Raw genomic sequence first — 26997 nt, 5'->3', positions numbered from 1 at the left:
CTCAGGCCTGGTCGAGCCGGCGTAACCTCAGCGTCGCCAGCACGCCGATCACGAGCAGTGCGAAGACCAGTCCAGCAACGCCGTTCCATCCATAACCGGCCCACATGTGCCCGCCGTACGAGCCGACCAGGCTCGAGCCGATGTAGTACGCAAGCAGATACAGCGCGGCCGCCTGGCCTTTCGCCTCTTTGGCGAGTCGCCCGACCCAGCCGCTCGCGACGGCGTGTCCGGCGAAGAAGCCGAATGTCACGCATGCGATGCCGCCGACAATCGCCGAAAGCGGACTCAACATGGTGAGTGCGAGTCCCAGGGCCATCAACAGCAGGCTTGCCGTCAGCACACGAGCGCGGCCGAATGTGTCGGCCATGCGCCCCGACCACGGTGAGGCGATCACGCCCGTCAGATACACCACGAAGATCGCGCCGATCTCGGTTTGACTCAACCGGTACGGCGGCGCGAGCAGCCGGTAGCCGATGTAGTTGTACAGCGTGACGAAGCTGCCCATCAGCACGAAGCCAAGCAGGAACAACAAGGGCAGACCCGGCCGCCTGAATTGCCTGACGAGTGCGCTGCGATGATGCGTGAAGCCCAGCCCGCGCCGCGGCACGAAATGGCGCGACGGCGGCAGCAGCGAACGAAACGCGAGCATCGACAGAATGCCGAGCACGCCAATCGTGCCGATTGCAACGCGCCATGAAAACAGATCGGCGACGATGCCCGTAATCACGCGCCCCGCCATGCCGCCGATTGCGGTGCCGCCGACGTAGAGACCCATTGCAAGACCGAGGCCGTCGGGGCGCACTTCTTCCGCGAGATAAGCCATCGCGACGGCCGGCACACCGCCGAGCGCGAGACCTTCGAGCGCGCGCAGCACGAGCAACTGGTGCCATTGCGGGGCGATGGACACTCCGATGGTCAGGAGTGCGGAGACGGTGAGCGACATCGTCATCAGCTTGTGACGACTCCAGCCTTCAGAGACGAAGCCGGCCATAAAGATGGCGACTGCTAGCGCTGCCGTACTCAACGAGACGGTGAGACTGCTTTGCGCGGGTGTCACGTTGAATGCCGCCGAAAACGACGGCAGCAGCGGCTGCACGCAATAGAGCAACGAAAACGTCGCGTAGCCCGCGAACAGCAACGCGATGCTGGCGCGCCAGTAAGCGCGGGTGCCGCGTTCGAGATAGGGCGTGTCGGAGGTGTTGGGCACGGCAGAGAGCAAAGAGCAGAAGGCGGAACGAAGCAGATGAACAACCGGCAGCGATGTATCAGGCGCGGCGCGATGGCGGCCGTCACGCGCGAGACGACGCTCGTGCAAAACAGTTAAGGATACGCTGAAAATGGCGCCTGCGTGCGCCGCAACGCACGCGTCGCGCAGACGCCGCACGTTTTTGATATCTCAGCCCACGAGGGTTTATGATGGTCTCGTCGCGATGCCGCGCGTCTCGACGAATCAAGCGAAACGACGGGTGAAGCGCCCTCAGTTCCCGCTTTCCAAGGCCCCGCAAAACGGGAACAATGACTCGAAGCTCTCACGCGTATTCACGCGCAGCTGTTTGGGTGCGTACGCAACGTTACCGGCGAAGCGGCGCTTTTATCATCACCTTGACCGGCGCGAACTTATAAAGCCGGCTATGGGAGAACGGGGAAACATCATGCAAATCGGTTCCATTGTCCGATCAGTGCATATCGCCGTGCCGCAGGGCGCGCGCGGAATCGTCATGCGCATTCTCGGCGACATGGCCATGGTGGCGTGGTATGCCGGCGAGCCCGGCGCTTCGCCGCAACTGAACACTGAACCCTTTTTCCTCGAAGACCTTATCGACACCGGAGAACTCGTGCGTCCGTCAAGCGCGCAGATGCATTGAAGCGATCACCGTTTGGCGCGTCTGTCGCGTGACGGCAGACGCGTGCCCCTTGTTCACTCGCACTCGTGTTTGACGGCGGCGCGGCGCACAATGCGGGCATGAACGACATTCTCGATACACCGGACGGCGCAGACCGCGCCGTGCCTTTCGCCCGGCTCCAGCCGGAAATCGTGCTCGACGCGCTCGACAGCGTGCTCGCCACAGTCGGCGTACGTACCGACGGCCGTATGTTGCCGCTCAACAGCTACGAGAACCGCGTGTATCAGGTGGGCGTCGAAGACGGCCCGCCCGTCGTTGCGAAGTTCTATCGTCCTGAGCGCTGGAGCGACGCCGCCATTCTCGAAGAACACGCGTTCGTTGCCGAACTGGCCGCGCGGGAGATTCCCGCTGTGCCGGCGCGTGCGTACGAGGGCCGCACGCTGCATACCTTCGATGGTTTCCGTTTCTCGATCTTCGAGCGCCGCGGCGGACGCGCGCCCGATCTCGACCGGCGAGATACGCTTGAATGGCTTGGGCGTTTCATCGGCCGCATTCACGCGGTTGGGCAGACGCAAGACTACGCGGAGCGTCCCACGCTCGACAGTCAAACGTTCGGCTATGAACCGCGCGATTTCCTGCTCGCGCACCGCTTCATACCCGACGACGTGCGCGCTGCCTGGGAAACTGTCGTCAATCTGGCGCTGGAAGGCGTGGAGCGTGCATTCGAGCGGGCCGGTGAGATCCGCATGCTCCGCATGCACGGCGATTGTCATCCTAGCAACGTGTTGTGGACCGACGCGGGCCCGCATTTCGTCGACTTCGACGACAGCCGCATGGGCCCGGCCGTGCAGGACCTGTGGCTGCTGCTGCCCGGCGAACGCGCGGAGGCATCGCGCGCGCTGGCGGATCTGCTCTCCGGTTACGAAGACTTCTGCGACTTCGAGCCGCGCGAACTGCATCTGGTCGAAGCGCTGCGCACGTTACGGCTGATTCATTACCAGGCGTGGCTCGCGCGCCGTTGGGACGATCCGGCGTTTCCGGCAGCGTTTCCGTGGTTCAACACGCAACGTTATTGGGAAGATCGCATCCTCGAAATGCGCGAGCAACTCGGCGCGATGCAGGAAGGGCCTTTGTGGCCGGTGTGAGCTTTTTGCCGCGATTGAGCAAAAGCGCCAGTTGTGTAATGATAGCCATTCTCAATTGAAGGGCATCGCCAGCTTCCTGTCACATTTCTCCTCCTCTGTGACTGCCAGCCAGCCTCTCAACAGGACGGCTCTGGACCGCAAGCCGGAGCTGTCCGCTCTCTCCTTCAGAAATTCCGTCGCCGCCCGTCTCTGAGCGCGCTCCTGTCTGCGCGCGGTCGGCGGCTTAACCTGCCGTGCCTGGAGCATGATGTGAACGCGCCTGATTCGATCGATATGAAACCTGCTGCCAATGGCGCTTCGCGATATGTCGCCCATGAACAGCGGCCGGGCCATCATCTGATGGACGACGCCGAGCAGGCTGCGCGGCGTCAGCGTTCGCGGCGCGCGAACTTCATCAAGTGGCTGCGCAAAGTGCATGGCTGGGTTGGCTTGTGGGGCGCGGTGCTCGGACTCCTGTTCGGCGCAACCGGCTTCCTGCTGAACCATCGCGCGGGGCCGATGAAGGTATCGACCGGACAACCGCAGGTCGAAGAATTGCAAATGGCCGTGCCCGAAAAGCCGTTTCATTCGCCGATGGACATGGCGAAGTGGCTCAAGGGCGAACTGAAGATCGACGGTAAGCCTGGCAGGATGAAGCGCGAGCCGGCGCATCCCGTGGCTTGGGGCGATCGCAGCACGATTCAGCCCGAGTTCTGGCAGATTGCGTTCGCCGCGCCCACGCAGAACGTTCAAGCCGAGTACTGGGTGGGCAACGGCTTCGTCGCGGTCAAACGCACGCAGAATTCCTTCCTCGCGACGATGACCAATCTGCACAAGGGCGTGGGTTTGAGCATCGGATGGATGCTGCTGGTCGATACGATTGCCGGCTCGCTGATCCTGCTTTCGCTGACCGGCGTGCTGTTGTGGACCGAACTGAACAAGCGCCGCGTGGTCGGTGTGGTGCTGATCGGCGGATCGGTGATTGCCGCCGTGGTTTGCGGAATGATGTAAGCCGCCGGGCGTCGCGCCAGCCATGTGGCTGAACGCCCGGGGTGTTCAGACGACTACGCGCTGCAGGCTTCCCCGCCGGACGCCGCAATCTCGCGCGCTGCCTTCGCACCCTCGACCTGAAGCAGCGTCGGCAACGAAACGCCGTTTTTCGCCGCCGTCACTTCGGCGAGAATCGACACTGCAATTTCAGGCGGCGTGCGGCTGCCGATATAAATGCCGACCGGCCCATGCAATCGCGCCAGTTCAGTGTCGCTCAGGTCGAACTCTTTGAGCCGCTCGCGACGCGCCTGATTATTGCGCCTCGATCCCAGCGCGCCGACGTAGAACGCCGGCGTCTTGAGCGCTTCCATCAGTGCGAGATCGTCGAGCTTCGGGTCGTGTGTGAGCGCAATGACCGCGCAGCGCTCATCGAGCTTCATGTCGAGCACGGTGTCATCCGGCATGGTCCGCACGATCTTCGTGCCGGGGATGTTCCACTCTTCGGTGTACTCCTCGCGCGGGTCGCAGACCGTCACCTGATAGTCGAGACCCACGGCAATATTGCACAGATAGCGCGACAACTGTCCCGCGCCGATCACGAGCATGCGGTAACGCGGACCGTGGATCGTCAATAGACGCTCGCCGTCGAAAAGTACGCCGTCTGTTGCGAGCGCTTTGCCGAGCCGCGCCTCACCCGAGTTCATGTCCAGTTCGCGCGCTACGAGGCGGCCTTCTTCCACGGCATTGCAGAGTTCGGCAATACCGCTTTGCGGCGTCAACGGTTCGAGCACCAGTTGGATCGTGCCGCCACAAGGCAGTCCGAAGCGATGCGCCTCTTCTGCCGAGATGCCGTATTTCACGGCCTCGGGATGCGCCTGCTCGATGCCCCGCTGCCGCACGCGATCGATCAGGTCGTCTTCGATGCAGCCGCCCGACACCGAGCCGACTACGAGTCCGTCGTCGCGCACCGCGAGCATCGCGCCCTCGGGGCGCGGCGACGAGCCCCACGTTTTCACCACCGTCACCAGTAGCGCGCGATGTCCCTCTTCCAGCCAACGTGCACTGGATTTCAGGACTTCGAGATCCACGCTGTCCATGATTTCTTCCTCTTCGTTGCATCGCCGCCGGACTCGCCGTCCGCGGCCTCGGTCGATGCCGTATTGTGCCCCTCCGCGTCGGCGGCTGCAGCGCCGCCGGCATCTTCAGGGTTTTCATCGCTGACGGCACCGGCGCCTTCGCCATCGAATCGTGCGCCGAAGCGCTTGAAAAACTCGCCGGCGATCTTGCGCGCCGCGCCATCGACGAGCCGCGAGCCGATCTGCGCGAGCTTCCCGCCGACCTGCGCGTTCGCGGTATAGCTGAGCTTTGTTGCTGCTTCGCCGTCGGCTTCGAGCGTGACTCGCGCGTTGCCCTTCGCGAAGCCAGCGGCGCCGCCCTGGCCTTCGAACACGATGTTGTACGCGTTGGGCGCGTCGATATCGGTCAGTTGCATGCGGCCTTTGAAGCGCGCCTTGACCGGGCCGACCGCGGCGCTCAACGCCACCAGGTACGCATTCTCGCCGTCCGGGTCGATGCTTTCGCAGCCCGGAATGCAGGCGCGCAAAACCTCGGTGTCGTTCAGCGCATCCCACGTACGCTGCTGCGAAACCGGCAGCGTATGAGTTTCGGTCAGTTCCATGGACTTGCTCCTGCGGTTGACGTGGCAGCAACTTCCCGACGCGGCGCGCGCGTGAGTTGCGCGAGGTCGCGGCCGAGTGCGGCCAGGCTGTCTAGATTATGAACCGGACGATGCGCGTCGACGTAGGGCAGGATCGCCTGCACGCCGCGCGCCTTCGGAGAAAAGCCGCTGAAACGCAGCAGCGGATTAAGCCATACGATACGGTGCGCGAAGCGGCGCAGACGGGCCATTTCCATCTGGAGGACGTCGATCGCTTCGTGATCGAGGCCGTCGGTCACGAGCAGCACCGTTGCGCGACCAGTCAGCACGCGCCGCGCCCAGCGCCGGTTGAATTCAGCGAGCGCCGCACCGATTCTCGTGCCGCCCGACCAGTCGACGACCTGTTCGGTGAGCGCGGCAATCGCCACATCCGGATCGCGCTCGCGCAATGCGCGGGTCGCGTTGGTAAGGCGTGTGCCGAACAGAAAAACCTGCAGGCGTTCACGCGACTGCACGAGCGCGTGGCAGAAATACAGCACCGCGCGCGAATAACTGCTCATCGAACCGGATATGTCGAGCATCAGAACCAGCGGCGGCTTGCGCTCGACCACCGCGCGATATTTCCACACGGTCCAGTCGCCGCCCGCGCGCACCGCCTGCCGCGCACTCGCGCGCAGGTCCGCATGCGTACCATGCGACGCGGCCTTGAGGCGGCGTGTCGGCTCCTTCGCAAGCGGCAGACGCTGAGCGCGGATCAGGTGGCGCAGCGTGCGCCATTCATCGGCGGAGAGGGTGTCGAAATCGCGATGACGCAGCCGCTCTTCCGCGCTGAAGGTGACGTGCGCGCGCAATTCCTGTCGCTCGGTTTCCTGCGGGCTGTGCGTGTGCGGCGAGGGCGGCGCGCGGACCGCCAGCGCGTCGGCGAGACGGTTATTGCGTCTTGGCGGCGGAAGGCCGTCGCGGACCTTCGGCAGAAGCAGCGCACGCAGCTTCCCTTCCCAATCCGGATCCCGCCAGAACAGATCGAATGCGGCATTGAAAAGCTCGCGCTCGTCGGGCGCGGAGACGAGCGACGCGGCTAGCGCTGCGCGCACGTCGTCGCGGCGGCTCAAGTCGATCCAGTGCAGCGCGGCGAGCGCATCGACGGCGTGTGCGGGCGACATCGGCAGGCCCGCGCCGCGCAGCACGCGCACAAAATGCACCACGTTGCGAGCAAGCGTTGGCGTCCCGGCAGGAAGCGGCGCTGTCTCGTCTGCGGAGGGTGGCGTCGTCATGCCCGCTATCCCGGCGCGGCGAGACACTGCGCGATCTGACCCGCGTCGACACGCGCCAGATCGTCCTGATACTTGAGCAGTACGCCGAGCGTGTTCTGCACCGATTGTGGATCGAGTTCCGTGACCGACAGTGCTTCGAGCGCGCGGCACCAGTCGATTGTTTCGGCGATGCCCGGCGCCTTGAACAGGTCCATGCCGCGCAGACGGTGCACGAAATCGACCGCGCGCCGCTGCAACTCCGCCGATGTCTTCGGCGCACGCGCCGCGACAATTTCAAGCTCGCGATCCCGCTCCGGATAACCGATCCACTGATAGAGGCAACGGCGCTTCAACGCGTCGTGCACTTCGCGCGTGCGGTTCGACGTCATCACGACGAGCGGCGGTTGCGTTGCGCGCACGGTGCCGTACTCGGGAATCGACACCTGGAAGTCGGAGAGCAGTTCGAGCAGGAACGCTTCGAACGGCTCGTCTGCGCGGTCGATTTCGTCGATCAGCAGCACGCGCCGCGCGCCCGGATGATTTTCGTCGGGCATCAGCGCTTGCAACAACGGACGCTTGAGCAGGAATTCGCCGCGATACAGGGTGTCGTTATCGGGCCGTTGACCGGCCGCTTCCGCAAGACGCAACGCCATGATCTGACGCGGATAGTCCCATTCGTATAGCGCGCTGGCCGTGTCGAGTCCTTCATAACATTGCAGCCGCAGCATCGACGTATCGAGCATGCCGGCGGCGGCCTTCGCAAGTTCCGTCTTGCCGACGCCCGGCTCGCCTTCGACGAACAACGGCCGGTCCATACGCAGCGCGAGAAACAACGCCGTCGCAAGCTCGCGGCTCGCGAAGTAGTTCTGAGCGGCGAGTTGCGCGAGGGTGTCGTCGATTGAAACGGGGTGCATGGCGTTCCTGAATCTGCGCGCTGTCTGCTCGTCAAATGCAGCATCAATGAAACGTGAAGCGCGTTCGTTGCGCGATACAGCATGCGCTGGCGAATGCGAGCGACTGACGTGTGCGAGCGACTGACGTGCGCGAGCTACACGCTCGACACGTCAGCAGCCAATAGCAAGCGAGACTAAGCGTTTGCCTTCGCTACCGCTCGCGCCGCCAGAACGGGGATCAGATGCGCGCGATACTCGGCGCTCGCGTGCATGTCGTCGTTCAGATTCGCCGACGGCACACTGACCGCTCGCGCCGACTCCGGCGTAAAGTTCGCCGACAACGCGCTTTCCAGTTCGGGCACACGAAAGACCGACGCCGCCGCGCCCGTCACCGCAACACGCACGCCGCTAGCGAACTTCGCGACGAACACGCCGACGAGCGCGAAATGCGACGCCGGATTGCGGAATTTCTCGTAGGCGGCGCGCTCGGGAACCGGGAATTCAACGGAGACGATCAACTCGTCCGGTTCCAGTGCCGTCTCGTACATGCCGACGAAAAAGTCGCTCGATGCAATGCGCCGACGCTGCGTGACGATGGTTGCGTCCAATCCCATTGCAGCAGCTGGATAGCACGCGGCGGGATCGTTGTTGGCAAGCGAGCCCCCCAGCGTGCCGAGCGCGCGCACCTGGCGGTCGCCGATGTGCGCGGCGAGATCCGCGAGCGCCGGCGACACGCGCCGCAACTCGGCGTGATCGGCTACATCGGCATGGCAGACGGCCGCGCCGATCGTGACCAGATTTGCGTCGACGGCGATCGACTTGAGCGCCGGAATGCGCGTCACGTCGATCAGTTGCGAGGGCTGCGCGAGACGCAACCGCATGGTGGGCAACAGGCTCTGACCGCCGGCGAGAAACTTGGCGTCGCTGTCGGCAGAAATGGCTGCGGCGGCCGCTTGCGGATCCGTCGCGCGTTGATACTCGAATGAATACATGTCGAATGCTCCGCTCAGGGTCTCAATGGGCTGCCTGCTTGGCGGCGTGAATCGCCGACCATACGCGATGTGGCGTTGCCGGCATTTGCAGATCGGTCACGCCCAAGGGCGCGAGCGCGTCGATGATCGCGTTGATCACCGCCGGCGGCGAACCGATCGCGCCCGCTTCGCCACAGCCTTTGACGCCGAGCGGATTGTGTGTGCACGGCGTGCCCTTCGCGGTTTCCACGGTGAAGTCGGGAAGGTCGGACGCATGCGGCATTGCGTAGTCCATGTACGAGCCCGACAGCAGTTGACCGCTCTCGTTGTCGTACACGCAGCGTTCGAGCATGGCTTGCCCGATGCCTTGACCGAGTCCGCCATGAACCTGGCCTTCGACGATCATCGGATTGATCACGTTGCCGAAATCGTCCACCGCGGTGAACTGCTGGATCCGGCACACGCCGGTATCCGGATCGACTTCCACTTCGCAGATGTACGCGCCCGATGGATACGTGAAGTTGCTCGGGTCGTAGAACGCGCTTTCTTCGAGGCCGGGTTCGAGCACGTCGAGCGGATAGTTGTGCGGCACGTAAGCAGCGAGCGAAATTTCGGCGAAGGCCTTGGTGCGATCCGTGCCCGCGACCCGGAACACGCCGTCTTTGAATTCGATGTCTTCCGCCGCGGCTTCGAGCAGATGCGCGGCGATTTTCTTCGCCTTGGTTTCGATCTTGTCGAGCGCCTTCATGATCGCCGAGCCGCCCACCGCGATCGAGCGTGAGCCATACGTGCCCATGCCGAACGGAATGCGGCCGGTGTCGCCGTGCACGATCTCGACGCTTTCGAGCGGAAGACCGAGCCGGTCCGCGACCACTTGCGCGAAGGTCGTTTCGTGACCTTGGCCGTGACTATGCGAGCCGGTGAATACGGTGACCGAACCGGTCGGATGCACGCGAATCTGCCCGACTTCGAAGAGGCCCGCGCGAGCGCCCAACGCGCCGGCAATATTCGACGGTGCGAGTCCGCATGCTTCGATGTAGCACGAGTAACCCAGGCCACGCCGCTTGCCGTTCCGTTCGGATTCCTGCCTGCGCGCTTCGAAGCCTTTCACATCGGCGAGTTCGAGCGAGCGCGCGAGGATCGTCTCGTAGTCGCCGGTGTCGTAGGTGAGGCCGACCGGCGTCGCATAAGGAAATTCGCGGATGAAATTGCGGCGGCGAATTTCAGCCGGATCGAGCTTCATCTCGCGCGCGGCGGTCTCGACCAGACGCTCGACCACATAGGTCGCTTCCGGACGCCCCGCGCCGCGATACGCATCGACGGGAACGGTGTTGGTGAAAACGGCTTTCACTTCCGCGTAGATCGCGGGCGTCGCGTACTGGCCTGCGAGCAGCGTCGCGTAGAGGATGGTCGGCACACTCGAAGCGAACGTGGACAGATACGCGCCCATGTTCGCGATGGTGTGAATGCGCATGGCGAGAAACTTGCCGTCGGCATCCATTGCCAACTCGGCTTTCGTCACGTGGTCGCGGCCATGCGCATCCGACAGGAATGCTTCCGAGCGCTCGGCGGTCCATTTCACGGGGCGGCGAATTTTCTTCGACGCCCACGTCAGCGCGACGTCTTCCGCATACAGGAAAATTTTCGAACCGAAGCCACCGCCGACGTCCGGCGCGATCACGCGCAATTTCGACTCGGGCAACGACAACACGAAAGCGGCCATGAGTAGACGCTCGACGTGCGGATTTTGATTGGCGACGTAAAGCGTGTAGCTGTCGTCCTGCGACGAATAGCTGGCATTCACGGCGCGCGGCTCGATCGCGTTCGGCACGAGGCGATTGTTCACGATGTCGAGCGTCGTGACGTGCGCGGCCTTGGCGAAGGCGGCGTCGGTCGCGGCTTTGTCGCCGTGGCCCCAGTTGTAGCAGACGTTGTCCGGCACTTCGTCGTGAACGGCCGGCTGGCCTGCGTCGGCTGCATGCGCGGTATCGACGACAGCGGGCAGCACTTCGTAGTCGACTTCGATCAGCTCGGCGGCATCTTTCGCGGCCTTGATCGAATCGGCGATCACGAGTGCGACCTGATCGCCGACGTGGCGCACTTTCGTATGCGCGATGATCGGATGCGGCGGCTCGTTCATCGGCTTGCCGTCGGTGCTGTGGATCAACCAGCCGCACGGCAGGCCGCCGACGTTTTCAGCAGCCATATCCGCGCCGGTAAAGATCGCGACCACACCCGGCGACTGTTTCGCCGCGGTCGTGTCGATGCTGTTGATCTTTGCGTGCGCGTGCGGCGAGCGCAGGAACACTGCGTAGGTTTGCTGCGGTAGCAGGATGTCGTCGGTGTACTGGCCGTTGCCGGTCAGGAACCGGTAGTCTTCCTTACGTTCGACGGAAGCGCCGATTAGGCTGTGAGTTTCGGGTGCGTTCATCGTCGGCTCCTCAGGCGGTGGCCGCTGCGTTGGCGTTTGTCGATGCATGCGCATCGGCATTTGCGGTGGCGTTGGCTGTGCCGGAGGACTTCATCCCTTCGGCGCCCTCGAGCACTGCCTTGACGATGTTGTGGTAGCCAGTGCAACGACAGAGATTGCCGTCGAGTTGCGTGCGGACGTCTTCGCCGGTGAGGTCTGGCTGACGCTGCACGAGCGAGATCGCGCTCATCACCATGCCGGGTGTACAGAAGCCGCACTGCAGGCCGTGACAGTGTTTAAAGGCCGCTTGCATTGGATGCAGCGCGCCGTCTTTGGCGAGGCCTTCAATGGTGGTGATCTGCGCGCCGTCCGCCTGGGCCGCGAGGATATTGCAGGATTTGATTGCGCGGCCGTCGAGGTGGACGGTGCATGCGCCGCATTGGGCCGTATCGCAGCCGACGTGCGTGCCGGTGAGCCGGAGTTGATCGCGAAGGAACTGCACAAGCAGGGTGCCGGGCTCGACTGAAGCGCTGATGGGCGCGCCGTTCACCGTCAGACTGATGCTGATCGCCATGAAGTCGTCTCCTTATGGGGTGAAACCGGACCGTTTTGTTTTTGCCTTCAGCCTGCCTTCATGGGCCCGATTAGGGTGCTGCGGTTTTTATGAGTCTGCCGAAAAGTAAAGCACAAATCGGGCGGGCGCGCTATGAGGGGTTTTTTGCCCGCCCTCAGCAACCACCCGTTATCTGGCCAGATGCGACCGACGCCGCGAGTACCCGAAATAAATCACCATTCCGAGCAGAAGCCACACCACAAAGGCGACCCACGTCACGGCTTGCAGATTCGCCATCAAAAACACACACGACGCGACGGCGAGCACCGGCACCACCGGCACACCCGGGCAGCGAAACGCCCGTGGCAATTCAGGGTGCGTCTTACGCAAGACGAGAACCGCAATCGACACCATCGAGAAGGCGGCGAGCGTGCCGATGTTGATCAATTCGGCCAGCACATTCAGCGGCACGAGCGCCCCGATCAGTCCGAAGAAAACGCCGACGAGCCATGTAGTAAAAAACGGCGTCGCAAAGCGCGGATGCACGCGCGAGAGCCGCGCGGGCAGCAAGCCGTCGCGCGACATCGCGAAGATCACGCGGGTCTGGCCGTAAGCCATCACCAGAATCACGGTGAGCATGCCGAGCACTGCGCCAAGGTCGATAAAGCCCGCCACCCACTTTTGCCCGGCGACCTGCAAAGCGTACGACACCGGGTGCGAAATGTTCGCGAACTGCGCCGACGGCACGATGCCGGTCACGACCGCCGCGACCGCCACGTACAACACCGCGCACACGCCGAGCGACGCAATGATGCCGATGGGCAGATCGCGCTTCGGGTTTTTGACCTCTTCTGCGGCGGACGACACCGAGTCGAAGCCGATGAACGCGAAGAACATCACCGCCGCCGCGCCGAACACGCCGTTCCAGCCGTTTGGCATAAACGGATGCCAGTTGGCCGGCGTCACGTGAAATACGCCCACGGCGATCACCAGCAGCACCACGACCACCTTGATCGCGACCATGATGTTGTTGATCCGCGCGGATTCGCGCACACCTACCGACAACAGGGCGGTAATCGCCATCATCACGAGGAACGCGGGCAGATTGAAGAGCGTTTCGTGACCAGGCAGCGCGCCGGGCGCCGCCGTCAGTGCGACGGGTAGCGAGACGCCAAAGCCCGACAGCAGCGATTGCAAGTACCCCGACCAGCCAACGGACACGGCCGAGGTGGCGAGCCCATATTCGAGCATCAAATCCCAGCCGATGATCCACGCGGCCAGTTCGCCGAGCGTCGCGTACGAATAGGTGTAGATAGAGCCCGCGACCGGAATGGTCGACGCGAACTCGGCATATGCCAGCGCGGCAAAGCCGCAGGCCACGGCGGCGATCAGAAACGAGACCATCAGCGCAGGGCCGGCCTGCACAGCGCCCGTGCCCGTGAGCACAAAAATGCCGGTGCCGATGATGGCGCCGACGCCGAGAAACGTGAGATCGAGCGCGCCGAGCGCTTTTTTGAGGCCGGCATTCTGAGCGCTCGTCGCGATCATGTGCTCGACGCTCTTTTTGCGGAAGAGGGACATTGGCGGGGGTCTCCAGTAGTGCACGCGCGTCGCGCGCCGAATGTCGGGGAAACCCGCAATTTTAGCGGATGCGCGCCCTATGCACCTTTTTGGGACGCGCTATTGGACTGGCGTGATCGCCGGATAATTTGCTCAACGTCGGAAGGGGGCGACGAAAGCGATAAAGAAGCGGCAAGAGCGAGAACAAGCCGCGGTTCAGCCCGCCATCGCCGGATTCAGGTCGACGAGGCGGTTGCTCATCACGTAGAAAGTGAGTTCCGCGTTGTTGCGCAGCTTCATCTTCTCGAGCAGACGGGTGCGGTACACGCTCACCGTTTTCACCGACAGCGACAGTGCTTCGGCGATGTCGGTCAGCCGTTTGCCCGAAGCGAGCATGCACAGCGTCTGGTATTCGCGGTCGGAGAGCTTTTCGTGCGGCAGCTGTTCGCCGTCGAACGAGACGTAATCGGCGAGCGCCTCCGCCATCGCCGGGCTCACGTACTTGCGGCCCGCGGCGACCTGCTGGATCGCGCCGATCATCTGCGCGGCGTCGACGGTCTTCGACAGATAGCCCGCGGCGCCAGCCTTCAGCGCGCGCACCGCATATTGATCCTCGCGGTACATCGAGAACATCAGCACCGCCACGCGCGGCGCCTTGCGCTTCAGGCGCTTGAGTACTTCGACGCCGTTCATGTCCGGCAGCGAAATGTCGAGCAACACCACGTCGTAGCTCTGGCTCGCGACGGCGTCGAGCGCTTCGGCGCCGGTCTGCGCCTCGGTGACCTCGCGCGCCACGCCGCGGTCGAGCAGTAATTGACGCACGCCCTGGCGGACCACGGCGTGATCGTCGGCGAGCAGGATGCGCAGACTCATGACGGCTCGCTCACGATTGCACCGCGCGCAGTCCGGCGGCGTACCCGTCCGCGAGCATCGCGTCCCACGCGAAGCGCGCACGCACGAGCGTGCCGCGCGAGCCTTCGCCGCTGTTACTGCGCGAACCGTCGTTCTTGTCGCGCCGTGCAGTCACGCGCAGCGTGCCGTCGAATGCGGCGCAACGCGCCTTCATTCCGCTCAGGCCGAAATGGCCACTGCGCCGCTGGGCGTTGCGCGAAACGCCGATGCCGTCGTCGCTGACTATCAGCGTGAGATGGCGGCGGCTTGTCTCGATGCGTACGTCGGCGGATTGGGCGCGTGCATGTTTGGCGATGTTGTTGAGCGCTTCCTGCGCGACGCGAAACACGGCTAGCGCGGCGTCGCCGGGTAGCCGCGTGAGACGGACGTCGGCCGCGCAGACGAAACTCGTGCGCAACTGCGTGCGTGCGGCGAAATCACCGGTCCATTGCGAAAGCGCGCCGACGATGCCCGCTTCCAACGCCGGTGCGTGCAGTTCCGCCACGGCCTGACGCGTTGCAGTGCAGACGGCGTCGAGCGAACGGTTCGCGACGGCGAGCGCGGCCGAGCATTGTGCGGGAGCGTCGGCGGGCAACCATGTTTCCACGCCGGCGAGCGCGAAGCGCGTGGCGGTCAACTCGGCGCCCACGCCGTCGTGCAGTTCGCGCGCAACGTGGCGGCAAGCCGCTTCCTGAGCCCTGACGAGTTCCGTGGAAAGTTCACGCACCCTCGCGCGCAGCCGGGCCAATTCGCGCTCAGCCGGCGCAGCGGTTTCACCGCTCGCGTCGAAACCGCCGCGCAGCAACGGCGTTGGCGAATGGGCGGTTAATCGGACGACAGTCGACGTATCCATGACTTTCTCTCAGCAAGCGGCGCGGACAACGACAGAGTGGCGCATCGGCGCCGCAAAAACGAAAGAATGCATAAGGTCTCAGTACACCCCGGACGGCCCGTATCGAAAAAAGCGCGAGGCAAATTCACTACCGCAAACGTAACGAAATTTACATTCAGTAACAAGCGGGGCGCACCATGAGCCTCAACAAAATCCACCGCCGGTGCGCCGCGATCATATCTTAAAAAGGCGAAAAATACAGGCGCACCAAGGGTTAGCGCGAATATTGACAGCAATGACGGACCCCGGTCACGAGCGCTTTTGTAGGAAGAATTCCGACATTAAACGTCAACTGTGTGACGCCTAATTGTAACCACGAAAAAAAAGGAGCCAGAAGGCTCCTTTTACGCGAGTTGCGGCGCGGCCGCGACAGTCGTCTTAACCGACAAACGCTTTTTCAACCACGTAGTGGCCCGGCGCGTTGTTGCTGCCTTCCTGGAAGCCCAGGTCGTCAAGCAGTTTGCGCGTGTCGCGCAGCATGTGCGGGCTGCCGCAGAGCATCACACGGTCGTCTTCGAGCGAGAAGCCGGGCACGCCGAGGTCGGCGAACAGCTTTTCGGTTTCGATCAGTTCGGTAATGCGGCCACGGTTCTGGAACGGCTCACGCGTGACGGTGGGGTAATACAGCAGCTTTTCCTGCACCAGTTCGCCGAGGTGCTCGTGCGCCGGCAGGTGGTCGGTGATGTATTCCTTGTACGCCAGCTCGTCGACGAAACGGCAGGTGTGCGTGAGAACCACGCGCTCGTAACGGTCGTAAATGTCCGGATCTTTAATGATCGACATGAACGGCGCGAGGCCCGTGCCCGTGGACAACAGCCACAGCGTCTTGCCCGGCAGCAGGTTGTCGGCCATCAGCGTACCGACCGGCTTTTTGCCGATCAGCACCTGGTCGCCCACCTTCAAATGCTGCAAACGCGACGTGAGCGGGCCGTCCTGCACCTTGATGCTCAGGAATTCGAGATGTTCTTCGTAGTTCGCACTTGCGAGGCTGTAGGCGCGGATCAGCGGCTTGCCATCGACTTCCAGGCCCACCATCGTGAACTGGCCGTTTTCGAAACGGAACGACGGATCGCGCGTGCAGGTGAAGCTGAAAAGCGTATCGGTCCAGTGATGGACGCTCAGGACGGTTTGTGAATTGAGGTTGCTCATGGCTTCTTGGATAGTGCGAAAACAAAGGCGGCCAGTCGTTCAAGCCGGCCGGCACGGCAAGGGCGATGCTGCGCTCACCCGCGAACGGGAAGTGCGCGCAATCCATTATTTTACCGCGCCCGCAGCCGGTGGGCCGTGGCGCGGGCGATAGGGCGCGACAAATACAGAGACAAGCGCCGCCAGAAGCGCGGCCAAAAGCAGTGCGGCTGGCACCGATACAGCAGTCCAGGCGACGGTTATCGGCCTGCGGTCATCGAGCGGATTACTGGTTTGAAAGCGCCCGCGCCGGATCTGGGTGCGATCTGAGTCCGATCGGCGGCGGGAAAACCTGGCGTGATTGCAGCCGCGCTTCACCACGGGTACGGCGATGGGCGAACGCCGCGCAGGGCGGTCGCCATTGGCTGTCGGCTTGCGCCGGGTAGGTGCGCCGCGCGGCCAACATTTTCGGGATAATACCGAAACCTGCCGTGCGGCGCAGCATAGACCCTGCCGATAAAGCAGGCAAACGCGTCAGAAAAAAGCCGCTTGGAGCGGCCTGGCGCCAGCTTGGCGCCGCGCTCTGGCCCGTCCACCGTCGCCTAACTCTGCGCTGCTGCCTCGATCCGCTTGTTACTCCGCTGCTTCAACACTCTCGCTTGCAAAACGATGACGAGCAGCAGAAACACGCCCCGAATCACCGATTGCCAGTACGCCGACAGGCTGATGAACCCGAGGCCGTTCTCGAAGTTCAGCAGATTGAACACGAGGCCGAGCAGCAACACGCCGGCAATCGTCATCGCAATCGAGCCTTCTCCGCCCGTGAGCAGCGTGCCGCCGAGCACCACTGCTGAGATCGCGAACAACTCCCAGCCGACGCCCTCGTTCGGCTGCCCCGCGCCGAACTGCGCGGCCAGGATCACGCCCGCCATGCCGGCAAGCAGGCCGCTGACCGCGTAGGCCATCACGAGCGTGCGGTCCACGTTCAGGCCCATTAGCCGCGCCGCTTCCTCACTTCCGCCGATGGCGAGCGAATGCCGCCCGAAGCGCGTGCTGCGCAGCGCGAGCCAGCCGGCCACGGCGACCAGCGCGGCGACGATCCCGGGAATCGGCAAGCCGAACAGATCGCCTTGGCCGAAATTCGCGAAATTCGAATCCGACGCGATCGACACTGCATCGTTCTTGCCGAGCAGCAACGCGACGCCGTGCGCGCCGAGGCTCGTCGCGAGCGTCACGATGAAGGGCAGAATCTTCAGCCGCGTGATGATGACTCCGTTCAGCACGCCGACCGCAAGCCCGGCCGCGCAACCCGCGACCACGGCGACCCAGCCTCCGTGCGCGCTTGCCAGTGCCGCCACGACGCTCGACATGGCCGCGACCGTTCCCACAGACAGGTCGATGCCCCCCGTGATGATCACGAACGCCATGCCGACCGAGATCAGCGCGAACATCGAGTTGTAGCGCCAGAACGAAGTGATGTTGTACGCCGACGCGAAATGCTCGTAGCGCACGAGGCCGAGCACGACGAGCGCAACCAGCGCGAGCAGGATAGGCAGATTTTTTTTCATCGCGATCAGGTTCCTGGCGTTAGCGCGAGCGCCGCTGCACGTACACCGCGGCGACGATAATGCCGGCCTTCACCACTAGCGCGGCCGCATCGGGAATGCCGTGCGCGAGCAACGTGTAGCGCAGCAACTGGATGATCAACGCGCCGACCAGCGTGCCGCCGATAAACGCCTTGCCGCCGGTCAGCGCCGTGCCGCCAACCGCCACCGCGGCGATTGCATCGAGTTCGATGCCGAGTCCGACCACGTTCGCATCCGACGAAGAATTAACGGAGATCGAAATCAGCCCGGCGAGTCCGGCCAGCGCCGCACACAGCGTGTAGGCGATCAGCTTGACGCTCGCCGTCGGCACGCCCGACAGATAAGCCGCCTTCTCGTTGCCGCCGGTGATCAGCAGATACTGGCCGAACAGCGTCTTGCGCACGACCCACGCGAATGCGACCACCAGCGCGAGCATGAGAAGCACCTGGAAAGGCACGCCCGCGACCTTGCCAAGCGCAATCCACTGGAAGGCCGGCGTATTGAACGCCTGCAGGCTGCCGTCGGTGACGACCTGGGCAATGCCGCGTCCGGCGATGAAGAGGACGAGCGTCGCGACAATCGGTTGAACGGCGAGCCTTGTTACCAGCAGTCCGTTGAAGACACCGCACAACGCCGCGGCCAGCACCGGCAGCACAAACGCCAGCGCGATGCCGCCGGGTCCGAGTATGTTGAGGAACAGCATCGGTGCGAGCGCGCCCGAGATGGCCATCGAAGCGCCGACCGACAGATCGATGCCGCCTGTCGCGACCACGAGCGTCATGCCGATGCCGACGATCACGATCGTCACCACCTGCGTGAGATTCACGTTGAACGTCTGTAGCGACCAGAAATGCGGCGTGAAGATCAGGTTGAACAGCACCATCGCGAGCAGCACGATCACTTCTCGTTGCATCGCGAGGCGCCGCCAGTTGCGCACGCCGGTGGCTTGGGAAGCCGACGAACTCGCCTGCTGAGGCGACGCTTCGCTGCCAGGTTGCGGTCTGGCTTCCTGCCCGGCCTGCGGCTCGCTTTGCAAAGACTCCGTGTCCAGCTTAAACGCCATGACGGTCGCCCTCCAGCGCGTCTTCGATGTGAGCGGCACTCGCCGTCTGTGCCGCTCTTGCCAGTTGCGAACTGCTGTCGCCGCCGTACGCGATGGCGTCCATGATCGCGCTCTCGCTCATTTCGGCGCCGTTCAGTTCCGCGACGGTCCGGCCGTCGCGAATTACGACCGCGCGGTCGGCCACCGCCGTCAGCTCTTCCAGTTCCGAAGCGGACATGAGCACCGCGAGTCCCGCGTCGCGCAATTCGCGCACGATCTTCGCGACGTCCGCCTTCGCACCCACGTCGATGCCGCGCGTCGGTTCGTCGAGCAGCAGAAGCGACGGCTCGGCGGCGAGCCAACGCGCAAGCAGCACTTTCTGCTGATTGCCGCCCGACAGTTCGCGGATCGGTTGATCGGCGGAGCGCAGCTTGATGCCGAGCGACGCAATGAAGCGGTCGACAATCGCCTGCTGTTTCTTCACATCGACAATGCCGTTTCTCGTCAACGTGCGCAGACAGACGAGCGTGAGGTTGTCGCGCACCGACAGTTTCGGCACGATGCCTTCGGCCTTGCGGTCTTCGGTCAGATACGCGAGACCGCGCGCGATTGCGTCTTGCGGCGATTTCAGCGTCACCGTTGCCCCGTCGATCGAAACCGACCCGCGTTCCAGCGTATCGGCGCCGAACATCAGCCGCATGGTTTCCGTACGCCCTGAACCGAGCAGGCCCGCCAGACCCACGGCTTCGCCCGCATGCACTTCGAGCGAGACGTCGCTCACTTTTGGATGCGCGCCGAGATCGCGCGCGGCGATGGCCTGCTTGCCGCGTCGTGCGAGATTCGCTTCGCGTGCCGCGGGATCGTCGTGCACGACGGCAGCGAGCGTACGGCCGAGTATCGTCGTCACGAGTTGCAGCTTGTCCATCTCCGCCATCGTGCTTTGCGCAACGGTCTGACCGTCGCGCATCACCGTGACGCGGTCGCACAACGCATACAGTTCGTCCAGCCGATGCGACACGAAGATCACCGCCCGCCCGTCGTCACGCAGCTTGCGCACCACGGTGAATAGCAACTCCACTTCACGTTCGTCGAGCGAAGAAGTGGATTCGTCCATGATGACCATCTTCGCGTCGGAAGAAACGGCGCGCGCGAGTGCCACCATTTGCTGAATGGCGGTCGAATAGCGGCCCATCGGTTTCTTCACATCGATATGCAAACCGAACGAGTCGAGTAATGCGGCGGCGCGATGCTGCACCGTGCGCCAATCGATCAGACCGAAGCGGCGCGGCTCGCGGCCAAGAAAAATGTTCTCGGCCACCGAGCGGAACGGCACCAGGTTGATTTCCTGATAGATCGTGCTGATACCGGCTTCGCGTGCCTGCTTCGGCGTGCGGAAATCGACTTCGCGGCCCTCGAAGCGCACGCTGCCCGAGCCGCGCCGATAAGCGCCGGTCAGGATCTTGATCATGGTGGATTTGCCTGCGCCGTTCTGGCCGATCAGCGCGTGGACTTCGCCCGCCGCGACGCTGAGATTCGCGCCGCGCAACGCGGGCACGCCACCGAAGCTGATGCCGATGTCCTGCATCTCGAGCAGCAGCGGACGTGTAACTGGAGACTGCGAAGGCTGCGGGGAGTGCGGCGTGTGCATGCCGGATTGCGTCACAGGTGTCCTCCTGATGCGCGTACAACGCTCGGCGCTTTGCGCCTGACCATCTTACGCTGCATAAAAGCGAAGCGACGGTCCGTGGTTCACGGGCGCGTCGCTTCGAACCCTTCCGTCATCCGCTTGCAGAGGAGACTGCTTCAAGCCGGAGACTTCTTGCTGCCTGGTTGGCGAGCTTCGCCAGCAACACGGTCAATAGCCGTATTGCATGCTCTGCTGCACGTTGCTCTTGTCGTAGAAACGGTCCGACACCTTGACCCAGGTCGGGATCTTTTCACCTTTCGCATAACGCTGAGCGACGTCGCAGGCGAGCGGCCCGAAGAACGGGCTCGACTGCACGCTCGCGCCCAGTTCGCCGGCGGCGATTGCGTCGAGTCCGCCCTTGGTGCCGTCGATGGTGACGATCTGGATGTCTTTGCCCGGCTGCTTGCCCGCCGCCTTGATCGCGGCGATCGCGCCGAGCGCCATTTCGTCGTTGTGCGCGTAGACGGCGGTGACGTCCGGATGCGCCTGCAGCAACGTTTCCATCACTTGACGGCCTTTGTCGCGCGCGAAGTCGCCGCTCTGCGACGCGATGATCGTCATGCCCGGATTCTTCGCGATGATTTCGTCGAAGCCCTTCTTGCGATCATTCGCTGCGGACGCGCCTGTCGTGCCTTCGAGTTCGATGATCTTCGCCTTGCCGCCCGTTGCCTTGACGAGCCAGTCTGCGGCGCGATGACCCTGATCGATGAAGTCGGAGCCGATGAACGTGATGTAGTCGCGGCCCGCGACGGCCACCGACTGATCGACGTTACGGTCGACCAGAATCACCGGAATGCCGGCCTTTTTCGCCTGCAGCACGACAGGTGCAAGCGGTTTTTCTTCGCGCGGTGGGAACACCAGCAGATCGACGTGCTGCGCGATCATGCTTTGAATGTCAGACACCTGCTTGGAGTTGGAGCCGTTGGCGTCGGTCATCACGAGCTGCCAGCCGCATTTCGCGGCCACTTCCTTGAAGCTGCGTGTTTCCGCGAGGCGCCACGGGTTGTTGCTTTCGGTCTGCGCGAAGCCGACCTTGAGCGGAGTCTTGCCGGGCAGTTTCGGCAACGCGTCGTCCGCGTGCGCCGCGATCGCACCAAGGCCCGCGCCGACACCGACTGCCAGAGCCAGCAGCGAACCGGCCAGCGGACGAATCTTCTGCGTGCGCGCATTCCTGCGCGCCTCTTTGTTGAGCAACGCCATGTCTTCCTCCAGTACCTGGTGAGGTGTATTTTGCTTTTTGATTTTGCTTTCGCCCGACAACTTTGCCACGACCGGACGCGTCGATTATTTCACCGCGAATTATTATCGGTCAATCACTAATAATATTAGTCATGGGATTTTTCGCCTCGGTAGTTACCCGCACTGAAGCACGTTCGACGAGCGGTCCGTCGAGCTTCACCATGCGGTGCCGCACCGGTGCGCCGGCTGCACGGTTGTGCTCTTCCTGAAGCAAAGTTTCGACAGCCCAACGTCCCAGTTCGTAGTTCGGCAGCACGACCGTGGATAGCGGCGGATGCGTATGGCGAGCAATTTCCTGGTCGTCGTAGCCCAGCACCGAGACGTCGTCGGGAACGCGGAGGCCGAGCTGCTTCAGCGCTTCGATCGCGCCGATCGCGGTCAGGTCGTTCGCACAGAAAATCGCTGTCGGCGGATTGGGTTCACGCATCAGCGAAAGCGTCAGCTCGAAGCCGAGTCCGGAGCTCCAGTCGCCGTCGCGCACTAGTTCGGGCGCGTACGGCAGATCGGCCGTTGCGAGCGCCGTGCGATAACCTTTGAGCCGGTCTTTCGACGCGTCCTGCCACGGCTCGCCGTTGATATAACCAATTCGCCGATGTCCCGCTTGCAGTAGATAGTCGGTGGCCAGATGACCGCCCGCGACTTCGGCCGGCACGACCGACGAAAAGCCGCTGTCGCCCGTGTAGCAGTTCAGCAGCACGGTCGGCACGCGGGAGAGCGCGGCTGGCGGCGTCACCTTGCGCGTATAGACGGTCGCGTAAATCACGCCGAGCACATGGGGGTTCGACAACGTTGTGTCGAGCACCTGCTTTTCGATGTCGGCGTTGCCGTGCGTCGAATAGACCGCCAGCATCTTGCCGCTCGCGTAGGCCGCGTCGCGGGCGCCGTCAACATTGACGACCGGATGCGGGCTCGTGGAGATTTCGTCGGCGAGATAGACGATCAGATTGCGTTCGTCGCTCGAAGCCGCGACCGGCGCGCGCGGCGCAAGCCGGTAGCCGAGGTCGTGGGCGGCCTTGAGAATCTTCTTGCGGGTATTCTCGGAAAACTTCGCGCCGGTCGCGTTGTTGAGCACCAGTGAGACAGTCGATTGCGACACGCCAGTGAATTTGGCGATGTCGGTCATGGTGGGACGGCGTTGAGTCGATTTTTTCATTGTGCGGGCCGCGCGGCAGCGGCGCTAAAGCGAAGACATGCTGAACATTCCGTGCTGACGGTACCACTAATAATATGCGCGCGGCAACGCGCGCTAACCCGTCACGGTGGGCGCAGGTGGCGGGATGTTTCGAAGTGGCGCGTATCCGAATTATTACTAATAATATTGACCGGCGTGTCATGGCATGCGATTCTGCGACGCGCGGACCTTGATCCGCACGGGCCGCGCAGAGTGCGCGGTACATCGACGCCAACAGGGTCCGCGCTGTAGCCGTTAGCCGTCTTCGCGCGGTGCCACGTTTTCTCTCTCCACATGCCCGACGTTTCCGCCAATCCCAAGCTGCCTGCTGCAACCGAACTGGCATGGCTCGACGATCCTTCCATCGCGCCGCAGCTTGTCAGGCTGACGGCCGGCACGCTACGGCTCGTGATCGCGCCTGCGATTGGCGGCGCGCTGGCTGCTTTCTACGAGAGCACGGCGAACGGTCCCCTGCACTGGATGCGGCCCGCTTCGCATGCGGCATTCACCGAGCAGGACCCGTTGCGCATGGCGAGTTTTCCGCTCTTTCCGTATTGCAACCGGATTCGCAATGCGCGCTTCGAATTCGACGGCGCTATGGTCGATCTCAGCGGTAACGACCCGCGCTTTGCGCACGCGCTGCATGGCAATGCGTGGCGGCGTCCGTGGCAGGTTGGCGCGTTGACGCAAAATTCGGTGGACCTGCATTTCGAGCACGAACCCGATTCGCGCATTACCGGCGATTGGCCATTCCGGTACCGCGCGCGGCAGCGCATCGAACTCAGCGATCAGGCGTTGCGCATCACGCTGTCGGCGCAAAACCTGGCGGGGCGGCCCATGCCGTTCGGCATGGGACATCATCCGTACTATCCGCGCACGCGGCAAACGCGCATCTACGCCGATGTAGCGGCAATGTGGCACGCCGACGCTCACGTGCTGCCGACGCATCTTGGTCCGCATCCGGCTGTCGATGCATTGCGCCGCGACGGTCTCTCGCCGGATGCTTTCGATCTGGACAACAACTTCGCAAACTGGGCGCGCGAAGCAACGATTGCATGGCCCGACGAAAGCCGTCAATTGACGATGACCGCCGAGGCGCCGTTCGACCATATGGTGATATTTGCCCCCGTTGACGACTCGCAGCTGTGTGTGGAACCGGTGACGAACACGACCGATTGCTTTAACGCGTCAGGTCCGCGCGAGCATGTCGGCGGCTGCGTGCTGCAGCCGGGCGAAGAACTCTCGGCTACGGTGACGTGGACGCCTGAACGGATGTAGCTGCTTTGGGCGCGGAGTCTGGCGGGATTAAAAGAAAAAGGGCGGTCGCACCGCCCCTGACAACGTCGATTTCACGCTTTCACGCCGTCATTCGACGCGCAACCGCGCCATATACGGCAAGTGATCGGAGAGCCACGCGGTCTCCTGTGTCGGTTGAATCCACTCGATCGGCTTCATGCCGCGGATGAACATCTTGTCCAGCGCGAGGGCCGGCGAAAAAGCCGGGAAGGTGCGGCCGGATTCGCCGAGCAGTGTCGCAACTTCGTGCAGGCCGTGTTCGCCGAAAAGCGGCACCGAGTCGTTGCGCCAGTCGTTGAAGTCACCGGCCAGCACAAGCGGCCCGTCCGGCGCTTCTTTCGCGATCCAGTGGGCGATCCAGTTCATCTGACGCAAGCGCGCCGAGCGCGTAAGAGCAAGGTGCGCGCACAACAAGGTGACCGAGTGCCCGCCGAACGTTGCGCGCGCGACAAGCAGGCCGCGTTTTTCAAAGCGATGCGCGGAGATGTCCCAGCGTCCGCCGAGATCGAGCGGATGTGGCGACAGAATCGCATTGCCGTGTCGCCAGGACGGTTTGAAGACGTTCGGCCCGAGCGCGATTTCGAGTTCGAGCGCCCGCGCGATTTCGGTCGCCTGGCAATGCCAGACATCGCTTAGCGGATCGGCAACGGGTGCGCCGAAACTGCTCCCCAGCACCGGCGACGGCATGCGCCGCGCCATGGCTTCCTGGAGAAAATAGGCGTCTGCCTGGGTCGACTGAACCCAGCGCTGCATGGCCTGCCAGGCCTGAAAGCCGAGCGGCGTTCTCCCTTTGTGAAGGTTCCAGCTCACCGCCACAAAATCTTTGGGTGCTGTGCTTTCGCGGATCAATTCTTCGGGGTTTCGCATGCCGCGTTATCCACGTGTTCTGTTTTCGGGGCTTTGATTATTCGTGCGTTGTTCACACAACGTTCAGGTTGGCTCTTCAGCTTCGCTTTTCAACCCTTTGCCTTGCCGCTCAGTTCGTAGCGTTCGCGCCACTTGCGCCACTTGCGCCACTCGCGGCACTCGCGGCACTCGCGCCTGCCGCCTCACTTGCCCCGTTAGTCAGGCTCGCGCGGACGCGATAGACCAAGTTCGGATCTTTGGCGACGATCGTCCAGCTTGCCGATTGACCCGCTGCCACTTTCAGACCCGGATGGCTCGCGCTCACCTGACGCGGCTGCGGCGGCAGTTTGCAGCCGGTGTCCGTTTGCCGCGCGGCGGAGTCCTCGAAAGTTTCCTGCGCCTCGATGGACAGTGTGACCTCGTTACTGTCCGCCTGCAGCGGCGACACGGTCAGCGTCCGGGCGAGGTCGATGCTGCCGGCCGGCCGATCCTTGCAGCCGACGTTATGCTGAACCACCTTGTGATGCGTATCCGTGCGCGCCTGGCCAACCGTGGTGGTGCCTTCGAACGTGTCGATCTGCTGACCGTCGCGCAATACTTGCAACTCCCATTGAACAACCCGCTGCGGCGGCCGTTGTTGCGCCTGTGCGAGCAACGAAGTGCCAAGCAGCACGGCCACGATACTGGTTTTCCACATAAAGCAAATCTCCGGTGACTGCGTCCGGCAGCGTTGTCAGATGGCCATCTTACGCCTGAAGAGCAGAACGCTTTTTTGACAGGTTAAACGGGGCCGGGTTCAGCAACAATGCATTTCCGGTTGGGCCGGTAATCCGGACCGCGCTTCCCGCGCCCGTCTCAAATGACCGGCTGTTAGCAGCAGAGCCGCGCGACTGCTGGCTTGCGTGCCGATTTGTCCTCGTTAAACTGAACCTGAAACGGCGCCCGCCTGGGGTGCCGCCGAGCAAGGCCAGCCAGAACGGGGTGAGCAATGACAACAGCAATGGTCAAACAGGAAATCGCCGTCGCATCGTTCAGTCAGGTGTACGACCTCGATCAGGTCGAGACCGCTCTGAACGATCTCGGCGAAGGCGCCAACGACGCGCTGCGTACAACCTACGAAAAGATGCTGAAAACCGGCAATCTGCGCTTCTGCGTCAAGCCGAACCGCATGCCGTCTATCGACGATCTGATCGACGCACTGCCGAACTTTGCCGACCCGCTCGACGACATTCGAAAGCAGGTCGCCCTCTGTCTCGAGACGGAAGACCGCCTCGAACTGATGCCGATCCTGCTGCTCGGCGACCCCGGCATCGGCAAGACGCATTTCGCGAAGCAGTTAGCGCGCCTGCTCGGCACGGCTTACCACTACGTCGCGATGAGTTCGTTGACGGCTGGGTGGATTCTTTCCGGCGCGTCGTCGCAATGGAAAAATGCGAAGCCGGGCAAAGTGTTCGACGCGCTCGTGAACGGCAGCTATGCAAACCCTGTTATCACGGTCGACGAAATCGACAAGGCTACCGGCGACTCGCAATACGATCCGCTTGGCGCGCTGTACGCGTTGCTGGAGCACGACACGGCGCAGACTTTCATCGACGAATTCGCCGAAGTTCCCATTAACGCCGGCCATGTGATCTGGATCGCCACAGCCAACGACGAGCGCTCGATTCCCGAGCCGATCATGAACCGGATGAATGTGTACGAAATTCCGCCGCCGGACCGTGACGGCGCGCGCCGGATCGCGCAATCCATCTACGCGGAAATTCGCGGCGCACACAACTGGGGTCTGCGTTTTCCTGAGCAGATCGGCGAGGGCGCCCTGGAGGCGTTGAAGAATGCGTCGCCACGCGAAATGCGCCGCGCGATTCTGAACGGCTTCGGCGCTGCGCGGATCGACGGGCGCGACGAGATATGCGGTGGCGACATCCGGCTCGACTACGGCAACCGTCGCAGACCGATCGGCTTCTAAC

At 63.2% G+C, this 26997-nt stretch carries 24 protein-coding genes; 5 read left to right on the top strand and 19 right to left on the bottom strand.

Annotated features, from left to right (window positions below; genetic code table 11):
- Window position 1: 1 nt before the first annotated feature.
- Window positions 2-1207 carry an MFS transporter gene (locus tag J2W46_RS17680; protein WP_310355316.1) on the bottom strand — a complete coding sequence of 402 codons (1206 nt, stop codon included), beginning with the start codon at window positions 1205-1207 and terminating at the stop codon, window positions 2-4.
- Between the two features lie 445 nt (window positions 1208-1652).
- Here J2W46_RS17680 and J2W46_RS17675 point away from each other — a divergent pair, with 445 nt between their 5' ends.
- From J2W46_RS17675 to J2W46_RS17665, 3 genes are all read left to right on the top strand, one after another.
- Window positions 1653-1865: a hypothetical protein gene (locus tag J2W46_RS17675; protein WP_006050502.1), complete on the top strand. Its 213-nt coding sequence runs from the start codon at window positions 1653-1655 to the stop codon at window positions 1863-1865.
- Between the two features lie 98 nt (window positions 1866-1963).
- A complete protein-coding gene (locus J2W46_RS17670; protein WP_310355315.1) occupies window positions 1964-2989 on the top strand; it encodes a serine/threonine protein kinase in 1026 nt (341 codons plus the stop codon).
- 249 nt (window positions 2990-3238) lie between these two features.
- Window positions 3239-3979 carry a PepSY-associated TM helix domain-containing protein gene (locus tag J2W46_RS17665; RefSeq protein ID WP_020067226.1) on the top strand — a complete coding sequence of 247 codons (741 nt, stop codon included), beginning with the start codon at window positions 3239-3241 and terminating at the stop codon, window positions 3977-3979.
- A gap of 53 nt (window positions 3980-4032) precedes the next feature.
- Here J2W46_RS17665 and J2W46_RS17660 read toward each other — a convergent pair whose 3' ends face one another.
- From J2W46_RS17660 to J2W46_RS17585, 16 genes are all read right to left on the bottom strand, one after another.
- A complete protein-coding gene (locus J2W46_RS17660; protein WP_088176109.1) occupies window positions 4033-5055 on the bottom strand; it encodes an XdhC family protein in 1023 nt (340 codons plus the stop codon).
- Window positions 5028-5636, bottom strand: coding sequence for a CoxG family protein (locus J2W46_RS17655; protein WP_087751722.1), 609 nt, complete (start codon window positions 5634-5636; stop codon window positions 5028-5030). The genes J2W46_RS17660 and J2W46_RS17655 overlap by 28 nt, the downstream gene beginning before the upstream one ends.
- Entirely contained in the window at window positions 5627-6889 is a 1263-nt protein-coding gene (locus J2W46_RS17650) for a vWA domain-containing protein (RefSeq protein WP_310355314.1), read from the bottom strand. The genes J2W46_RS17655 and J2W46_RS17650 overlap by 10 nt, the downstream gene beginning before the upstream one ends.
- 5 nt (window positions 6890-6894) lie before the next feature.
- Window positions 6895-7782: an AAA family ATPase gene (locus J2W46_RS17645; RefSeq protein WP_310355313.1), complete on the bottom strand. Its 888-nt coding sequence runs from the start codon at window positions 7780-7782 to the stop codon at window positions 6895-6897.
- 173 nt (window positions 7783-7955) lie between these two features.
- Window positions 7956-8753 (bottom strand): FAD binding domain-containing protein, encoded by a 798-nt coding sequence (locus J2W46_RS17640; protein WP_027776779.1) that lies wholly within the window; start codon window positions 8751-8753, stop codon window positions 7956-7958.
- Between the two features lie 22 nt (window positions 8754-8775).
- The gene (locus tag J2W46_RS17635; RefSeq protein WP_310355312.1) at window positions 8776-11163 is read right to left on the bottom strand and encodes a xanthine dehydrogenase family protein molybdopterin-binding subunit; all 2388 of its coding nucleotides are present in this window, start codon (window positions 11161-11163) and stop codon (window positions 8776-8778) included.
- A 10-nt stretch (window positions 11164-11173) separates the two neighbouring features.
- Window positions 11174-11716 carry a (2Fe-2S)-binding protein gene (locus tag J2W46_RS17630; RefSeq protein WP_310355311.1) on the bottom strand — a complete coding sequence of 181 codons (543 nt, stop codon included), beginning with the start codon at window positions 11714-11716 and terminating at the stop codon, window positions 11174-11176.
- A gap of 168 nt (window positions 11717-11884) precedes the next feature.
- Entirely contained in the window at window positions 11885-13276 is a 1392-nt protein-coding gene (locus tag J2W46_RS17625) for an amino acid permease (protein ID WP_310355310.1), read from the bottom strand.
- 195 nt (window positions 13277-13471) lie between these two features.
- Window positions 13472-14128, bottom strand: coding sequence for a response regulator transcription factor RqpR (gene rqpR / locus J2W46_RS17620; protein ID WP_088176113.1), 657 nt, complete (start codon window positions 14126-14128; stop codon window positions 13472-13474).
- Window positions 14129-14138: 10 nt separating this feature from the next.
- Window positions 14139-14999 carry a sensor histidine kinase gene (locus J2W46_RS17615; RefSeq protein ID WP_310355309.1) on the bottom strand — a complete coding sequence of 287 codons (861 nt, stop codon included), beginning with the start codon at window positions 14997-14999 and terminating at the stop codon, window positions 14139-14141.
- Between the two features lie 417 nt (window positions 15000-15416).
- Window positions 15417-16187, bottom strand: coding sequence for a ferredoxin--NADP reductase (locus J2W46_RS17610; protein ID WP_020067214.1), 771 nt, complete (start codon window positions 16185-16187; stop codon window positions 15417-15419).
- A 578-nt stretch (window positions 16188-16765) separates the two neighbouring features.
- Window positions 16766-17731 (bottom strand): ABC transporter permease, encoded by a 966-nt coding sequence (locus J2W46_RS17605; protein ID WP_087751716.1) that lies wholly within the window; start codon window positions 17729-17731, stop codon window positions 16766-16768.
- A 19-nt stretch (window positions 17732-17750) separates the two neighbouring features.
- A complete protein-coding gene (locus J2W46_RS17600; RefSeq protein WP_310355308.1) occupies window positions 17751-18812 on the bottom strand; it encodes an ABC transporter permease in 1062 nt (353 codons plus the stop codon).
- On the bottom strand, window positions 18802-20454 hold the full coding sequence (locus J2W46_RS17595; RefSeq protein WP_374726844.1) for a sugar ABC transporter ATP-binding protein: 1653 nt from the start codon (window positions 20452-20454) through the stop codon (window positions 18802-18804). Before J2W46_RS17595 ends, J2W46_RS17600 begins: the two co-directional genes overlap by 11 nt.
- 192 nt (window positions 20455-20646) lie before the next feature.
- Window positions 20647-21678, bottom strand: coding sequence for an ABC transporter substrate-binding protein (locus J2W46_RS17590; RefSeq protein ID WP_131315904.1), 1032 nt, complete (start codon window positions 21676-21678; stop codon window positions 20647-20649).
- A 109-nt stretch (window positions 21679-21787) separates the two neighbouring features.
- On the bottom strand, window positions 21788-22840 hold the full coding sequence (locus J2W46_RS17585) for a LacI family DNA-binding transcriptional regulator (RefSeq protein ID WP_310355568.1): 1053 nt from the start codon (window positions 22838-22840) through the stop codon (window positions 21788-21790).
- A 342-nt stretch (window positions 22841-23182) separates the two neighbouring features.
- On the opposite strand from J2W46_RS17585, the gene J2W46_RS17580 reads away from it, so the two are divergent.
- Window positions 23183-24166 (top strand): aldose 1-epimerase, encoded by a 984-nt coding sequence (locus J2W46_RS17580; RefSeq protein WP_310355307.1) that lies wholly within the window; start codon window positions 23183-23185, stop codon window positions 24164-24166.
- 87 nt (window positions 24167-24253) lie between these two features.
- Here the strand turns inward: J2W46_RS17580 and J2W46_RS17575 are convergent, their stop codons facing one another.
- Both J2W46_RS17575 and J2W46_RS17570 read right to left on the bottom strand, forming a co-directional pair.
- Window positions 24254-25051, bottom strand: coding sequence for an endonuclease/exonuclease/phosphatase family protein (locus J2W46_RS17575; RefSeq protein ID WP_020067207.1), 798 nt, complete (start codon window positions 25049-25051; stop codon window positions 24254-24256).
- A gap of 109 nt (window positions 25052-25160) precedes the next feature.
- Complete coding sequence (locus J2W46_RS17570) at window positions 25161-25727, bottom strand: hypothetical protein (RefSeq protein WP_310355306.1); 567 nt, start codon at window positions 25725-25727, stop codon at window positions 25161-25163.
- Window positions 25728-26018: 291 nt separating this feature from the next.
- On the opposite strand from J2W46_RS17570, the gene J2W46_RS17565 reads away from it, so the two are divergent.
- Window positions 26019-26996, top strand: coding sequence for an AAA family ATPase (locus tag J2W46_RS17565; RefSeq protein WP_310355305.1), 978 nt, complete (start codon window positions 26019-26021; stop codon window positions 26994-26996).
- Window position 26997 lies beyond the last annotated feature (1 nt).

This window comes from Paraburkholderia strydomiana (genome assembly GCF_031456815.1).
Taxonomy (GTDB): Bacteria; Pseudomonadota; Gammaproteobacteria; order Burkholderiales; family Burkholderiaceae; genus Paraburkholderia; species Paraburkholderia caledonica.
The sequence above is the reverse complement of the archived record's forward strand: the minus strand, read 5'-3'. Positions and strand labels throughout refer to the sequence as shown.

Coding starts and splice junctions, on each gene's coding strand:
- J2W46_RS17580 (WP_310355307.1), top strand. CDS start 23,183: ATGCCCGACGTTTCCGCCAATCCCAAGCTGCCTGCTGCAACCGAACTG.
- J2W46_RS17640 (WP_027776779.1), bottom strand. CDS start 8,753: ATGTATTCATTCGAGTATCAACGCGCGACGGATCCGCAAGCGGCCGCC.
- J2W46_RS17655 (WP_087751722.1), bottom strand. CDS start 5,636: ATGGAACTGACCGAAACTCATACGCTGCCGGTTTCGCAGCAGCGTACG.
- J2W46_RS17615 (WP_310355309.1), bottom strand. CDS start 14,999: ATGGATACGTCGACTGTCGTCCGATTAACCGCCCATTCGCCAACGCCG.
- J2W46_RS17570 (WP_310355306.1), bottom strand. CDS start 25,727: ATGTGGAAAACCAGTATCGTGGCCGTGCTGCTTGGCACTTCGTTGCTC.
- J2W46_RS17585 (WP_310355568.1), bottom strand. CDS start 22,840: ATGACCGACATCGCCAAATTCACTGGCGTGTCGCAATCGACTGTCTCA.
- J2W46_RS17650 (WP_310355314.1), bottom strand. CDS start 6,889: ATGACGACGCCACCCTCCGCAGACGAGACAGCGCCGCTTCCTGCCGGG.
- J2W46_RS17660 (WP_088176109.1), bottom strand. CDS start 5,055: ATGGACAGCGTGGATCTCGAAGTCCTGAAATCCAGTGCACGTTGGCTG.
- J2W46_RS17605 (WP_087751716.1), bottom strand. CDS start 17,731: ATGAAAAAAAATCTGCCTATCCTGCTCGCGCTGGTTGCGCTCGTCGTG.
- J2W46_RS17630 (WP_310355311.1), bottom strand. CDS start 11,716: ATGGCGATCAGCATCAGTCTGACGGTGAACGGCGCGCCCATCAGCGCT.
- J2W46_RS17675 (WP_006050502.1), top strand. CDS start 1,653: ATGCAAATCGGTTCCATTGTCCGATCAGTGCATATCGCCGTGCCGCAG.
- J2W46_RS17590 (WP_131315904.1), bottom strand. CDS start 21,678: ATGGCGTTGCTCAACAAAGAGGCGCGCAGGAATGCGCGCACGCAGAAG.
- rqpR (WP_088176113.1), bottom strand. CDS start 14,128: ATGAGTCTGCGCATCCTGCTCGCCGACGATCACGCCGTGGTCCGCCAG.
- J2W46_RS17575 (WP_020067207.1), bottom strand. CDS start 25,051: ATGCGAAACCCCGAAGAATTGATCCGCGAAAGCACAGCACCCAAAGAT.
- J2W46_RS17635 (WP_310355312.1), bottom strand. CDS start 11,163: ATGAACGCACCCGAAACTCACAGCCTAATCGGCGCTTCCGTCGAACGT.
- J2W46_RS17610 (WP_020067214.1), bottom strand. CDS start 16,187: ATGAGCAACCTCAATTCACAAACCGTCCTGAGCGTCCATCACTGGACC.
- J2W46_RS17625 (WP_310355310.1), bottom strand. CDS start 13,276: ATGTCCCTCTTCCGCAAAAAGAGCGTCGAGCACATGATCGCGACGAGC.
- J2W46_RS17600 (WP_310355308.1), bottom strand. CDS start 18,812: ATGGCGTTTAAGCTGGACACGGAGTCTTTGCAAAGCGAGCCGCAGGCC.
- J2W46_RS17645 (WP_310355313.1), bottom strand. CDS start 7,782: ATGCACCCCGTTTCAATCGACGACACCCTCGCGCAACTCGCCGCTCAG.
- J2W46_RS17565 (WP_310355305.1), top strand. CDS start 26,019: ATGACAACAGCAATGGTCAAACAGGAAATCGCCGTCGCATCGTTCAGT.
- J2W46_RS17670 (WP_310355315.1), top strand. CDS start 1,964: ATGAACGACATTCTCGATACACCGGACGGCGCAGACCGCGCCGTGCCT.